Below are 13,098 nucleotides of genomic sequence, written 5' to 3' on the forward strand. Positions count from 1 at the left end.
CGGCTAGGACGCTTGTGTTGGCGCGCGTTTGCGAAAAGAGATATAGCCAAAGACCCCACTTTCGCCATCCGCAGGATGGTTAACCCCATCCATCACCGTCACTTCCGGGAAATCGAACGGAGAGACATTTTCAAAACAGGCGACATTTACACCGTATTCATTGGGATTAGAACGCCGCTGATGGAAGGTATAAATCCCGCAGACCGAGCAGAAGAAATGCCGGGCTGTACCGGTGTTAAAGCGGTACTCCGTAAGTTTATCCTCGCCTTTGGTGACGGTTATACCGGTTAACGGTGCAGAGACCACAACCGCCCCTCTCATCCGACAAAAAGAACAGCTACAGCGACGGGCGGTATTTAACCCATCGGTTAACGCAACGGTAAATGCCACTGCACCACAATGGCATTGGGCATGACGGATTTCTGCCATCGTTTACACCCCTTTTCTTACCAGCTCAGCGGCCTTGACGAACACCTCATCCTCTACGCCGTCACCCTTTTGCCTGCCGAGTCTTAGCAGTTCATCAACAATGCTGTTACGATCGATCGGTTTCTGTGCAGAAACAAGCCCGATAACGGCAGCACCAATCGCCAGCCCAACTAACCCGGTTTGTTCATCTTTGTTCTTCATGTTCATGCTCCTGATACCACAAACAAGCGTAGCAGGATTTTAAAAACGCGGTGTCAGACCGTATTTCGGCGATTTGATATTTGCGGCCCAAATCTTGATATCGTTTTGCAGGAGAAGGGTGAAATCTGAATTCAGATGCGTCACCAGGGCATTGACGCTGTTTGCATCGACCACTGAAAAATGTTCAATTCTGTTCGACCCAACCTGAACACAGTAATAGCTGGCGGGCAGCACTTTACCATTCACATTAAGCGGCAGCGGATTTTTTCCGCATTGCCCTTCGGTGATGTATGAAACCACCAGATTAGCGGATTTTTTCCCGGGCTGAGATACGCTCACCATTACCGGAAAACCTTCCGACGTCTGCGTCATGTCATAAAGAACGGCATTTTTTATATACCAGGTATTATATTCCCGCTCCTGAAACGTCGACCAGCCAGGCGCTGAATAAAACATCAGCGCTGCCAGCGTAATACATTTTATTTTCATGAGATGCTGTCGTCCGTGTTGTTGCACGTATTATTCAGAACGGACAAAAAACAGCAACCCACCAGGATTTGGCCTACTACTATTGGCAGTAATGATGCTCAATAGCGAACAACAAAACCAAAATGATACAGCGCCAACGTGGCCAAGATGCTCACGACCACAGACATCAAAAACCAGGTTTTGAACGGCTGCTTTTGCGTTTTATGGCGAAAGATCTGTTGACCCATAATGGCGCCGGGCCACCCGCCCACAACGCCGAAGACCAGTAAGGTTACTTCAGGTATCCTGCGCATTCCTTTCCGTGCTGCCATTTTATCGGCGCCGTAAATAACCATAGTCAGGACGTTAATGAGCAGGAACCATATGGCTACGGGCCAGGCGGAAAAGAGACTGCCGATAGCAGTACAGAGTAGCAGGAAAAAACAAAATTTATTCAATGTGTTAGGTCCAATCACAGGATATGTAAGCGTATTCAGAGAAGGCATTATACGGTATCTTGCGCATGAATCAGGTTTGGGTGACATTACGGGATACCCCGCTTTTGCAAGCGGGGTAAAAGCGTGAATGTGACTTAATTGTTTGACGCACCGAATTGCATTTTGTGAAGCTGTGCGTACACCCCATTGTGAGTCACCAATTCCGCATGGCTTCCGCGTTCAACGATAACGCCATCTTCAACAACAATGATTTCGTCAGCTTTTTCGACAGTCGACAGACGATGCGCAATCACCAGTGACGTACGGTTCTTTTGCAGTTCCTCGAGTGCAGACTGTATAGCGCGTTCCGATTCCGTATCCAGGGCTGACGTTGCTTCATCAAGGATGAGTATTGGACTGTCCCGCAACAGTGCGCGTGCAATAGCGATACGTTGCCGTTGCCCACCAGAAAGCAGTACCCCGTTTTCACCGATGATGGTATCAAGACCGTTATCCATCTTGTTGATAAAGTCCATCGCATTTGCCATACGCGCGGCATTCTCGATCTGGTCACGGGTGTACTGCTCCGTACGACCGTAGGCGATGTTGTTGGCAACCGTGTCGTTGAACAGGTGGACATTTTGAGAAACCAGCGCCACCTGGTTACGAAGCGACTGAAGGGTATATTCTCGCAGGTCGTGGCCGTCCAGCAGAATTTCACCTTCATCAATATCATAAAATCGCGTCATCAGGCTGGCGATGGTTGATTTACCCGAGCCGGAACGTCCGACAAGGGCTACGGTCTTACCGGCAGGTATGTTCAGGCTGATATTGCGTAGCGCTGGGGCCTCACGTCCCGGATAGGTAAACGTCACATTGCGAAACGCCACGTCCGCTTTTGCGCGTTCAAGTACGCGCTGACCTTCATCTTTTTCCTGTTCGGAATCAAGAATAGTGAACAGCGTCTGGCAAGCGGCCATCCCGCGCTGGAACTGTGCGTTCACATTGGTCAGGGATTTAAGAGGCCGCATCAATGCAATCATCGATGTGAAAACGACGCTAATCGTTCCCGCCGTCAGGGTCGCCATAACACTCGGGAAGCTGGCAGCATAAAGAACAAACGCAAGTGCCAGGGAAGCAATAAGCTGAATAACAGGATCGGAGATTGACGATGCGGACATCATTTTCATTCCCTGCAAACGCATCTTATTGCTGACCTTATCAAAGCGTTTTGTTTCAACGTCCTGACCGCCGAATATTAATACTTCTTTATGGCCTTTAAGCATCTGCTCAGCACTCGCCGTGACCTGCCCCATCGTATTCTGCATGCTTTTACTGATAGTGCGAAAGCGTTTGGACACCATACGAATAGTCACGGATATAACAGGTGCCAGTACAATCAGGATGATTGAGAGCTGCCAGCTATAGTAGAACATCATGGCGAACAAGCCGATGATTGACGCGCCCTCACGGATGACCGTTATCAGCGTACCTGATGACGAAGATGCGACTTGTTCGGAATCATAGGTAATACGCGACAGCAACGTCCCGGTTGACTGTTTGTCAAAAAACGACACAGGCATGCCCATCAGATGGCGGAACAATTTCCGGCGCACATCCATCACCACTTTGCCCGAGACCCAGGAGACACAATAGCTGGAGATAAAACTGGTAATACCGCGTAGCGTCATCAATCCGATAACCACAACCGGCATCCATAACATGACAGAGCGGTCCATTTTGCCCACGCCATCATCCATTAACGGCTTTAGCAAAGACAGCATAAAAGGATCGCAGGCGGCATTTATCATTAATGCTAATGCCGCAACCAATAGTCCTTTCTTAAAAGGCGATATTATAGGCCAAAGACGGCGAAACGTAAGCCAGGTGGAAAGGTCTTTGTCAGTTTGCATACGGGAGCCTTAATAATGAGAGCCGTTGAGCATAACGTACAGTTTTAAAGGAACCACTGCACAACGGTATTAAGGGTATGTTGTGTTACTTCAACGAATATCTAACCACTCGCGAAAAATATTTTTTTGCTCTGTCCTGTTCATTATGCTTATTTTATTTTTAACTTCATTTCACCCTGTTATCCAACCATCTATTAACATATCCCACCCCAGAAAGAAATGAATAAAACAGAAGCAGATAAATCTTAATGTTTACTGATTGCAGTTTCTTTTACCGCATATAAGTTTTCGCTTTGAGCATGTTGATCATTTGTTATATTTACGACTAAAAATAGCCACACTGTATATACGTGCTCCAGTTAAAAGACTGACAATCAGTAGCATTTTCAACCTGACGCACGTGAAACACTTCTCCTGCCGTATCTTTTATGCATGCTTCCTTCATTGACGTAAAAAGATGAAGATACAAGACACAACCCGCCAGGAAGCACCCAACTAAAAGACATACTTTTAAAACAGCCATCACCGTTTCCCTCCTGCTTTGTACGGGGAAAACAGCTTAATAGCCTGAAGATGAATAGACTCTCAACACAGTGCAGTTTAAGTGGCTATTCGTGCAGGTCACGTTAAAGCTACGTATCAGCATGCAGGACCCCATCGTGAGGTCCCGGGTGGTTCTCTACTACTTATGAAATCGCTACGCTATGCAGCCTTAAGATGATAAGCAGAAATCAATAACGCCTGGTCGTGGTGACCGGTGCTCTGTCTGTCCAGTCGGGACGTTCACCAGCCATGATCGCCCGTTGCTGAGACGGTGTTACAGATTGCGTTATATCAGGCATTGGCTTATAAACCGGTTTTTCCGCAGGAGTGATAACCACATCAGAACTACACCCTGAGCACAATAAAATCATAAAACCAAAAGAACTTAACTTAAACACTTTCAACCCTTCCAGTGGGATATCATCTTAAGGGAATCGTTCGCCAGTGATTGTCTAATCCGGGCCGCCAGCACGTCAGTAAAGTCGCATGCGAGCTTCACATTCCCATACGCTGAAACGCAAGATAATAAGCAGCGATACAAGTTAAATCAATACTGATGCGAATGAAGAGCAACGGAAATAGTCATAAAGGATTACATCTATAAAAAAGAGGGGTTTCAAATAGAAGCACAAGATTAAACGCCACATATACGGGTACGCTGTGGCCGTTTATTGCTCTTTTTTGCTTAAAATGGAAATTCCCTTTCGTTGACGAAGCGTTGCAATTCACTGTTGTTAAATAATGCTGTATTAAAACGATTGTAACTATAAAGTTAATTAGAGGTTAATATGAAGGGTGGTATTTTTGCATTTTTGGCATTAGGTGTCGCGTTAGCAATAACAGGGTGCTCAAGTGATTATGTTATATCGACAAAAGATGGACATGTGATGACCACACATGGAAAACCAGAGCGAGATAAAGACACCGGTTTAATTTCATACAAAGATGCAGATGGCAGCATTCATCAGATCCATCAATCGGATGTGAAAGAGATTGTAGAAAAGTAACCACCTGATCTGTCCTTCCGTTTTACTGGCTCCGCCATTTTATTGAGCGGAGCTTGCCTGCCCTTACCCACCGTATGTTATCTGTTTTAACGACCACGTCTCGCTGATGGCGAACAGAAAGCCGATTACGTTTTACCGCAAGCCGGCACAAGATCCTTCATCGCTGTAAAACGTGCTGGTATTCGCCGCCGGAATCCGTACCATACGCGACATACTTTTGCCCGCTGGCATTGACTGCCGGCGTTAACCCATCTTTCATAGCCAGACAGTTGCGGCATAGAATGCGTGGAAAATGAATGGCGAACAGGTGCTGATGCTTAACGATTAGCCGGCACGCTGAAAACTTTTGCCCCTGCTGGCTCCGAAGGTAGCAATAAATGCAAGACAATCAATCAAATACAAAGAAAGAACAGTACAACCTGAACAAGCTGCAGAAGCGGCTGCGCCGTAATGTGGGCGAAGCCATTGCAGACTTCAATATGATTGAAGAAGGCGACCGCATCATGGTTTGCCTGTCAGGGGGTAAAGACAGCTACACCATGCTGGAGATCCTGCGTAATCTTCAGCAGAGCGCGCCGGTGAAATTCTCCCTGGTGGCCGTAAACCTTGACCAGAAACAGCCGGGTTTCCCTGAGCATATCCTGCCGGAATATCTCGATAAGCTGGGTGTTGAGTACAAAATCGTCGAAGAAAATACCTACGGTATCGTAAAAGAGAAGATCCCGGAGGGTAAAACCACCTGCTCTCTCTGCTCTCGTCTGCGTCGTGGCATTCTGTACCGGACCGCGACGGAGCTGGGCGCCACCAAAATTGCGCTGGGTCATCACCGCGACGATATCCTGCAAACGCTGTTCCTGAACATGTTCTACGGCGGGAAGATGAAAGGCATGCCGCCTAAGCTGATGAGCGATGACGGCAAACACATTGTCATCCGCCCTCTCGCCTATTGCCGCGAGAAGGACATTGAACGCTTCTCCCAGGCGAAAGCTTTCCCGATTATCCCATGTAACCTGTGTGGATCTCAGCCGAACCTGCAGCGCCAGGTCATTGGTGACATGCTGCGTGACTGGGATAAACGTTATCCAGGGCGCATCGAAACCATGTTCAGCGCAATGCAGAACGTGGTGCCTTCTCACCTTGCGGATGTTGAGCTGTTTGACTTCAAAGGCATCAACCATGATTCAGAGGTGGTGAATGGCGGCGATCTGGCGTTTGACCGGGAAGAGATCCCCATGCAGCCAGCGGGCTGGCAGCCGGAAGAGGATGATAATCAGTTTGACGAGCTGCGCCTGAACGTACTTGAAGTGAAATAATCCTGTCGCGTCTCAGAGTCCGTCTGAGACGCGTTTTTTCTGCCGCTTATTTCAGCAATCTGACCCGGCAGGTTTTGCCTTTAATTTTCCCGTTTTGCAGCTGCTTCCATGCCTTATGCGCAACCGCCTGGCGGATTGCCACATATACGTGTGCCGGATGAACGGTAATCTTGCCGATATCGGCGCCATCCAGTCCCATGTCCCCTGTCAGCGCGCCTAATACGTCGCCTGGACGCATCTTGGCTTTTTTACCGCCATCAATGCACAGCGTCGCCATTTCGGCTTCGAGTGGCACAACGCGAACGTTCCCCGGAGTGTTCACCCAGTTAAGCTTTATCTGCAGCATTTCAGACAAGATATTGGCACGCTGCGCCTCTTCCGGCGCGCAGAAGCTAATGGCCAGCCCGCTGTTTCCGGCACGTGCGGTGCGCCCAATGCGGTGAACGTGTACTTCTGGATCCCAGGCCAGTTCGTAGTTAACAACCAGCTCCAGCGATTTAATGTCCAGCCCGCGTGCGGCGACATCGGTTGCAACCAGCACACGGGCGCTGCCGTTCGCGAAGCGAACCAGCGTCTGGTCACGATCGCGCTGTTCCAGATCGCCATGCAATGACAGCGCGCTTTGCCCGGCGGCATTCAGGGCATCACACACCGCCTGGCAATCTTTTTTGGTATTACAAAACACCACGCAGGAGGCAGGCTGGTGCTGGCTCAGCAATTTCTGCAGAAGCGGGATTTTGCCCTGCTGCGAGGTTTCAAAGAACTGCTGCTCGATGGCAGGCAGCGCATCCACGCTGTCGATTTCAATCGTCAGCGGATTTTTTTGTACACGACCGCTGATCGCAGCGATAGCGTCAGGCCAGGTCGCAGAGAATAACAATGTCTGACGATCTTCCGGCGCGAAGCGGATCACTTCGTCGATCGCGTCGCTGAAGCCCATGTCCAGCATACGGTCCGCTTCATCCATCACCAGCGTTTGCAGGGCATCCAGTGAAACGGTGCCTTTTTGCAGATGATCCAGCAGACGGCCAGGTGTCGCGACAATAATATGAGGCGCATGCTGGAGCGAATCACGCTGCGCCCCGAACGGCTGTCCGCCGCAGAGGGTTAAGATCTTGGTGTTGGGCAGGAAGCGCGCCAGACGACGCAACTCACCCGCGACCTGGTCAGCCAGTTCGCGGGTCGGGCACAGAACCAGAGACTGGGTCTGGAACAGAGTGGCATCAATATGCTGTAACAGTCCAAGACCGAACGCTGCCGTTTTCCCACTGCCGGTTTTTGCCTGTACGCGAACATCGCGCCCCTCAAGAATGGCGGGTAATGCGGCCGCCTGAACAGGCGTCATCGTGAGGTATCCCAACTCGTTGAGGTTATCGAGTTGGGCGGCAGGCAGAACATTCAGGGTAGAAAAAGCGGTCACAATAGTCTCTCGTGGTCATCTTTGCGGTCAGATGGCGCGTATCCTCGCAGATCTCGGGGTTCGATGCGACAATTTAATCGGTTCTTCATCGGGCGGCGGGTCGGGCATAGGCTGCGGACGCGGAATGGGATCGGGCATGGGCGTTGGGTCGGTCGGGACCGGATCGGACTGCCGTGAATGCAGTCGTTGCAGCGCGAGTAGATGGTTCATCTTTCCCTCCAGTTTTTTGGATTGACCCTTTTAGGGTAGACCCTGAGAAACGGGAGGCAAAAAAAAGCCGACTATTAAAGTCGGCGTCGTACGAATCAATTGTGCTATGCAGTAATTCAAAAAAGGAAGTAAGACAATATGGAGCGCAACGCCCATCGCTTGACGTTGCATTCACCTGCGGGAGTAATAATGCACCTTACACGGTTTCTGTTTATTGACTTTGCTCAATTAAAAGAGCGTTTTGATCCGCGCAAAAGGTGGAAAAAGCGTAAATTTACAACCATTTACTACGATGCAACCACCATGCAACACCGCCAATCAAAGCAGCTAACATGACGCAAAACGCGGTAAAGCCGTAGCGATAAGCACCGCCGGGAATGCCGCCCAGGTTTACGCCAAACAGACCGGTCAGAAAGGTACTGGGTAAAAAGACCATTGCCATCAGCGACATCGTGTAGGTTCTTCTGGCCAGCGACTCCTGCATCACCTGTGCTATCTCATCGGCCATTACTGCGGTTCTGGCAATACAGGAATCAATTTCATCCAGCCCGCGCCCCAGCCTGTCAGCAATGTCCTGCATTCTACGGCGCTGGTCATCATTCATCCAGCTGAGACGCTCGCTGGCCAGACGGGCATATACATCACGTTGTGGCGTCATGTAGCGACGCATCACAATCAGTTGCTTGCGCAGTAACGCCAGGAAACCGCGTGGCGGTATCTGCTGATCGAGCAGGTTATCTTCCAGATCGATAATTTTATCGTGCAACTCTTCGATAAACTCGCTCGCGTGATCGGTAAGCGCATCGCAGACATCCACCAGCCAGCTTCCGCAGTCGGTCGGCCCGGTGCCCTCTTTTAGATCGTTTACCACGTCATCCAGCGCCAGCACTTTACGCTGCCGAGTGGAAACAATAAGCCCATCATCCATATAGACGCGCATCGCCACCAGCTGATCGGGACGTTCATCCGTGCTGCCGTTAATACAGCGAAGCGTGATCAACGTACCGTCACCCATCCGGCTCACTCGTGGCCGCAGGCTTTCCCCTGCCAGCGCATCACGCACGTTGTTTGGCAATAAAGGGGTGGATGCCAGCCATTCAGCGCTATCCGGATGGGTATAGTTCAGGTGTAACCAGCAGGGATGCGCGTGATCGATCACGTCGTTGTCTTCCAGCGGCCGGGCACCGCCTTTACCGTCAAACACCCACGCAAACACTGCGTCAGGAACGTTCAGTTCAGACCCTTTTATGCTCTCCACAACGCCTCCGCTTTTAGCTTTTCGTTGTCAGTCTAGCTTTCGGCAGAGGTTACGCAACCACTATGTTCCGCATGGCGCTGAAATCGCTCGGGAATTGTACGGATAACGGCGGTGTCCCTTCAGGCGGAATGTCCTTGTCGCTGCGGGAACGCCAGCGGAACAACCGGTGTAGATAACGAACTATCAGCCGCGTATCCCCCGTCGAGCCGGAAATTGCGTGTCCGTGACTGCAGTTCGATAACCTGATTGCGCAGCACGTCAGAGGATCCGTTAAGTTCCTCCGCCATCGCCACATTGCTTTGCGTAACCCTTTCCAGCTCTGATAATGCCAGCGTGATCTGTGAAATTCCCTTCTCCTGCTCGGATGTGGAACTGGAAATTTCATCCATCAGACGGCTGACATTGCCGGATCCGGCCACAATCTCACGCATGTTTTTTTCCGCTTCTGACACTACCGTCACGCCCTGTGTAACGTTATTGCTGGTGACTTTAATCAGCGTTTTGATGTTCTTCGCCGCTTCCGCGCTGCGGTGTGCCAGATTTCGCACCTCCTCAGCGACCACAGAGAAGCCTTTTCCGTGGTCTCCCGCCCTTGCCGCCTCAACGGCCGCGTTAAGCGCAAGGATATTGGTCTGGAAGGCAATGCCGTCGATCATCGAGATGATTTCCGTCATTTGCTGTGCGCATTCGGTGATCGATTGCATATTGTGAGCAACCTGCCCCATCAGCTCGCCCCCCTTACGTGCCTGAAGCGTTGCCTGATTGGCCTGTTCACTGGCGAGTCGGGTGTTATCAGCATTGTTTTTGGTGCTCGCAGCCATCTGCTCCATGCTGGCTGCGGTTTGCACCAGCGAAGCCGATTGCTGCTCCGTTTTCACTGATAGCTGCGCGCTGCGTGCGGAGAGTTGATCCGATAAGGTCATGGCGGTTTGTGACGACGCCCTGATTTCCCGGACCAGCGTTGCAATATTGCCCGAAAGGCTGTTAATCCCGGGAATTAAACGCCCTGCGCAGTTGTTGCCAAACTCGGGGATTGTCACGCCAAGATTCCCTGCCGTGACATCTTCAATACTTTTTTTCACAGTATTGATCGGTGTCACAAGATATTGGGTCATGTAAATCCAGAGTAAAAAAAGAGCAATCACATTTATTACATTGAGCGTTATTAAGAGCGACGATGCGCCGGTAAATAGAAAGACGACAGCTGCGTTTAGCAAAAAAAGAGACAAAAGGAAATAGACAATGAAGGTTCTGACACTAATATTTTTTAGCATGATTATTCCCACAACTTAATATTTTGGTCGGCATTAAGGTTTATAGCATCCGTACTGGCGTTTGTCCTCACGAATAGCGGTGCTTTGTCGTTTCGCAGTTAGCAACCTGCAATTTAACTTAAGTGAGATAAAAAAAGCGTATTGTGGGAAATATTGTGCCATGGATACTGTGATACTGGTCTGACACGAACTTAAGCGATACCATCACCTGCGGCTAAATGGGTTAATCACCACCCTATTTTAGAGACTTTGTTGCAATTAACTGTCCTTGTTTAGCTGTGCTTAACAAGTTAGAACTGAGAATATATTTTATATTGCTTACAGTTTTGCGTTTTAATAGTGCGGGCCGTTTTACGTACCCTATAACTAATATTGTTTGAACTCGCCTGCACGCAGCCAGATAAAGATCTGTCCCGGTTGGCGAAATCAGTAACCCCTTTGGCGTGGGATTGCATAATGCTCATTGTATCGTGGGACCCAGTGTTAATAGCCATCTCTTATCTTGTGGCCTTTATCGCCTCGTTTGTGTCCCTGGAGAATGCCGGGAAAATCCCGCTTTCCAGCGGAAAGGCCGCTCTGTTCTGGCGTTTTGCCGGAGGGCTTACGCTGGGCGTCGGGATCTGGTCGATGCATTTCATTGGTATGTTAGCAATGAAAATGCCCATGATCATGAGCTACAACCTCTGGTTAACCCTCGCCTCAATGGGCGTCGCGGTGGTGGCGTCTATGCTGGCAATGAATATTGCCGTGACGGGCGCTCGCCTTTCGCCCTTCAGACTGCTTCTCTCTACCTTAATTCTGAGCGCAGGCGTGGTGTCAATGCACTATATCGGTATGGCCGCACTGATGCTGGACAGCCCCATCATCTGGGATCACCCCATCATCGGTTTATCCATATTAATTGCCGTAATGGCCTCCGGTGCCGCGCTCTGGTTGGCCTTTCACCTGCGGCATCAGCGAAAAGGGATCTTTATCAATCGCATTCTCGCCGCTTTAGTTCTGGGCGCTGCCATCTGTGCCATGCACTACACTGGCATGCGGGCCGCTCAGTTCAGTGATATGGCTCATACCCTACCCGGCGGTATCAGCGAACTGGGATTATCGATAGGGGTGTCGGTCACCACGCTGTGCCTGCTCGGCATGATGTTGATTATCTCACTCATTGATTCCCACTGGCGTACCAACCGGCTCACGGACAACCTTCAGGCGCTCAATCGACAGCTTGAACTACAGGCACGGTTTGACGCCCTTACCGGCCTTGCTAATCGCCACCAGATGGATCTGCGCATGCAGGATTGCCTGCGCAGCGCGTTGCTTAGCAATAAACAGTTTGCCGTGATCTTCCTCGACGTTGATCACTTTAAACAGGTTAATGACACCTGGGGACATAACGTCGGGGATGAGTTGTTAATCACCATTGCGCAGCGCATCACGGCGAGGCTTACCCGTGAGATGACCCTGGCAAGATTGGGGGGCGATGCTTTTATTCTGCTGGTTCCAGAATGTGATGACGACAAACTCCAGTCCCTCCTCTCAACGCTGCTCGACGATGTGCGCCGCCCGCTTTACGTATGCGGGCATACGCTGAGTACAACGCTCAGCGCAGGCGTCAGTCGTTATCCGCAGGATGGCGAAACGCTGCATGAGTTAAAGCTAAAAGCAGATGCGGCAATGCAGTACGTTAAAAAGCAAGGCCAAAACGACTGGGTGGTCTACCGGACAGAGATGTCGACGGCGATCCCGGCTAACCCCGGTTTTTTGCAGGAACTCACGCAGGCGCTTGAGCGCGATCAGTTTGAGCTGTGGTATCAACCCACCTGGCACGCTGAAGAGAGAACTATCCACGGCTTTGAGGCGCTTCTTCGCTGGCGACATCCCGAACAAGGCGTGCTGCTGCCGAATCTGTTTTTACCTTCGCTTGAACAGACGGGATTAATTATTCCCGTGGGTAACTGGGCGATTGAGGCCGCATGCCGTCAGCTGCATTTCTGGACTGAACAAGGTTTTGCCCACTGGACGTTGTCTTTTAACTTATCCCCTGTTCAGTTTGAACAGCCGGATATCTTTCAGACCATATCGTCTCTGTTGCAGAAATATAATCTTTCTCCTTCCCGGCTCATCCTTGAGGTCACGGAGAGCACTGCCCTTAAAAATCTCGACCGCAGTATCGAATTACTGAGTGCATTCAACCAGGCCGGGATCACCGTCTCTATTGATGATTTTGGCACCGGTTATTCTAATCTGCTTATGCTCAGCGTGCTTCCGGCAAAAGAGCTCAAAATCGACAAAAGCTTTGTGACGTCAATGCTGGAAAATGAGAAAAGCCGCAAGCTGGTGGAGACCATTATTAATATTGCCCGGACCATGGAGATGTATGTTGTTGCCGAAGGGATCGAAACAGAAGAGCAACGAGCGGTGTTAACAGAGCTCGGGTGTGATTATTTGCAGGGTTTTTTGTTCGCCAGACCTTTGCCTGCCGAACAGATCCCGTGGCTACTGCTGCAGATTAATTCACAGAAACAGATTATACCAATTGGTAAAATTCATTCGGAATCCGCTTTTGTTTCACAAAAAAATCATGCTACACAGGGTTAACTGGAGTATGGTTCAGAGGAGTCCACGCGA

12 protein-coding genes and 1 pseudogene are annotated in these 13,098 nt (G+C 50.2%); 4 read left to right on the plus strand and 9 right to left on the minus strand.

Features of this window, described 5'->3' with window-relative positions:
• Positions 1-3: 3 nt before the first annotated feature.
• The 5 genes from ACQG2G_RS11585 to msbA form a co-directional block, all read right to left on the minus strand.
• The gene (locus ACQG2G_RS11585) at positions 4-429 is read right to left on the minus strand and encodes a GFA family protein (RefSeq protein WP_248078565.1); all 426 of its coding nucleotides are present in this window, start codon (positions 427-429) and stop codon (positions 4-6) included.
• A 3-nt stretch (positions 430-432) separates the two neighbouring features.
• Complete coding sequence (locus ACQG2G_RS11590; RefSeq protein ID WP_013096459.1) at positions 433-630, minus strand: hypothetical protein; 198 nt, start codon at positions 628-630, stop codon at positions 433-435.
• 39 nt (positions 631-669) lie between these two features.
• Positions 670-1,119 (minus strand): hypothetical protein, encoded by a 450-nt coding sequence (locus ACQG2G_RS11595; RefSeq protein ID WP_061772662.1) that lies wholly within the window; start codon positions 1,117-1,119, stop codon positions 670-672.
• Positions 1,120-1,217: 98 nt separating this feature from the next.
• On the minus strand, positions 1,218-1,604 hold the full coding sequence (locus ACQG2G_RS11600; RefSeq protein WP_048972250.1) for a DUF1294 domain-containing protein: 387 nt from the start codon (positions 1,602-1,604) through the stop codon (positions 1,218-1,220).
• A gap of 86 nt (positions 1,605-1,690) precedes the next feature.
• Complete coding sequence (gene msbA, locus ACQG2G_RS11605) at positions 1,691-3,448, minus strand: lipid A ABC transporter ATP-binding protein/permease MsbA (RefSeq protein ID WP_061772661.1); 1,758 nt, start codon at positions 3,446-3,448, stop codon at positions 1,691-1,693.
• Between the two features lie 1,331 nt (positions 3,449-4,779).
• Here msbA and ACQG2G_RS11610 point away from each other — a divergent pair.
• The 3 genes and pseudogenes from ACQG2G_RS11610 (at position 4,780) to ttcA (ending at position 6,311) form a co-directional block, all read left to right on the plus strand.
• Entirely contained in the window at positions 4,780-4,998 is a 219-nt protein-coding gene (locus tag ACQG2G_RS11610; RefSeq protein WP_248088408.1) for a YgdI/YgdR family lipoprotein, read from the plus strand.
• A gap of 93 nt (positions 4,999-5,091) precedes the next feature.
• A pseudogene (locus tag ACQG2G_RS11615) lies at positions 5,092-5,326 on the plus strand (site-specific integrase); the annotation flags it as partial.
• A gap of 49 nt (positions 5,327-5,375) precedes the next feature.
• Positions 5,376-6,311, plus strand: coding sequence for a tRNA 2-thiocytidine(32) synthetase TtcA (gene ttcA / locus ACQG2G_RS11620; protein ID WP_013096454.1), 936 nt, complete (start codon positions 5,376-5,378; stop codon positions 6,309-6,311).
• 46 nt (positions 6,312-6,357) lie between these two features.
• On the opposite strand, the gene dbpA is transcribed toward ttcA, so the two are convergent.
• From dbpA to ACQG2G_RS11640, 4 genes are all read right to left on the minus strand, one after another.
• Positions 6,358-7,731: an ATP-dependent RNA helicase DbpA gene (dbpA, locus tag ACQG2G_RS11625; RefSeq protein WP_045903055.1), complete on the minus strand. Its 1,374-nt coding sequence runs from the start codon at positions 7,729-7,731 to the stop codon at positions 6,358-6,360.
• Positions 7,732-7,758: 27 nt separating this feature from the next.
• Positions 7,759-7,923 (minus strand): hypothetical protein, encoded by a 165-nt coding sequence (locus ACQG2G_RS11630; RefSeq protein ID WP_283841960.1) that lies wholly within the window; start codon positions 7,921-7,923, stop codon positions 7,759-7,761.
• Positions 7,924-8,215: 292 nt separating this feature from the next.
• Positions 8,216-9,199 carry a zinc transporter ZntB gene (gene zntB, locus ACQG2G_RS11635; protein ID WP_029882921.1) on the minus strand — a complete coding sequence of 328 codons (984 nt, stop codon included), beginning with the start codon at positions 9,197-9,199 and terminating at the stop codon, positions 8,216-8,218.
• Positions 9,200-9,318: 119 nt separating this feature from the next.
• Positions 9,319-10,473 carry a methyl-accepting chemotaxis protein gene (locus tag ACQG2G_RS11640; protein ID WP_426769225.1) on the minus strand — a complete coding sequence of 385 codons (1,155 nt, stop codon included), beginning with the start codon at positions 10,471-10,473 and terminating at the stop codon, positions 9,319-9,321.
• 456 nt (positions 10,474-10,929) lie between these two features.
• Between ACQG2G_RS11640 and ACQG2G_RS11645 the strand changes: the two genes are divergently transcribed.
• A complete protein-coding gene (locus ACQG2G_RS11645; RefSeq protein ID WP_348595848.1) occupies positions 10,930-13,068 on the plus strand; it encodes a putative bifunctional diguanylate cyclase/phosphodiesterase in 2,139 nt (712 codons plus the stop codon).
• Positions 13,069-13,098 lie beyond the last annotated feature (30 nt).

The organism is Enterobacter cloacae complex sp. 382A5 (assembly GCF_050031095.1).
Taxonomy (GTDB): domain Bacteria; phylum Pseudomonadota; class Gammaproteobacteria; order Enterobacterales; family Enterobacteriaceae; genus Enterobacter; species Enterobacter cloacae.

Coding starts and splice junctions, on each gene's coding strand:
- ACQG2G_RS11610 (WP_248088408.1), top strand. CDS start 4,780: ATGAAGGGTGGTATTTTTGCATTTTTGGCATTAGGTGTCGCGTTAGCA.
- ACQG2G_RS11595 (WP_061772662.1), bottom strand. CDS start 1,119: ATGAAAATAAAATGTATTACGCTGGCAGCGCTGATGTTTTATTCAGCG.
- ACQG2G_RS11645 (WP_348595848.1), top strand. CDS start 10,930: ATGCTCATTGTATCGTGGGACCCAGTGTTAATAGCCATCTCTTATCTT.
- ACQG2G_RS11600 (WP_048972250.1), bottom strand. CDS start 1,604: ATGCCTTCTCTGAATACGCTTACATATCCTGTGATTGGACCTAACACA.
- ACQG2G_RS11585 (WP_248078565.1), bottom strand. CDS start 429: ATGGCAGAAATCCGTCATGCCCAATGCCATTGTGGTGCAGTGGCATTT.
- ACQG2G_RS11590 (WP_013096459.1), bottom strand. CDS start 630: ATGAAGAACAAAGATGAACAAACCGGGTTAGTTGGGCTGGCGATTGGT.
- ACQG2G_RS11640 (WP_426769225.1), bottom strand. CDS start 10,473: ATGCTAAAAAATATTAGTGTCAGAACCTTCATTGTCTATTTCCTTTTG.
- msbA (WP_061772661.1), bottom strand. CDS start 3,448: ATGCAAACTGACAAAGACCTTTCCACCTGGCTTACGTTTCGCCGTCTT.
- ttcA (WP_013096454.1), top strand. CDS start 5,376: ATGCAAGACAATCAATCAAATACAAAGAAAGAACAGTACAACCTGAAC.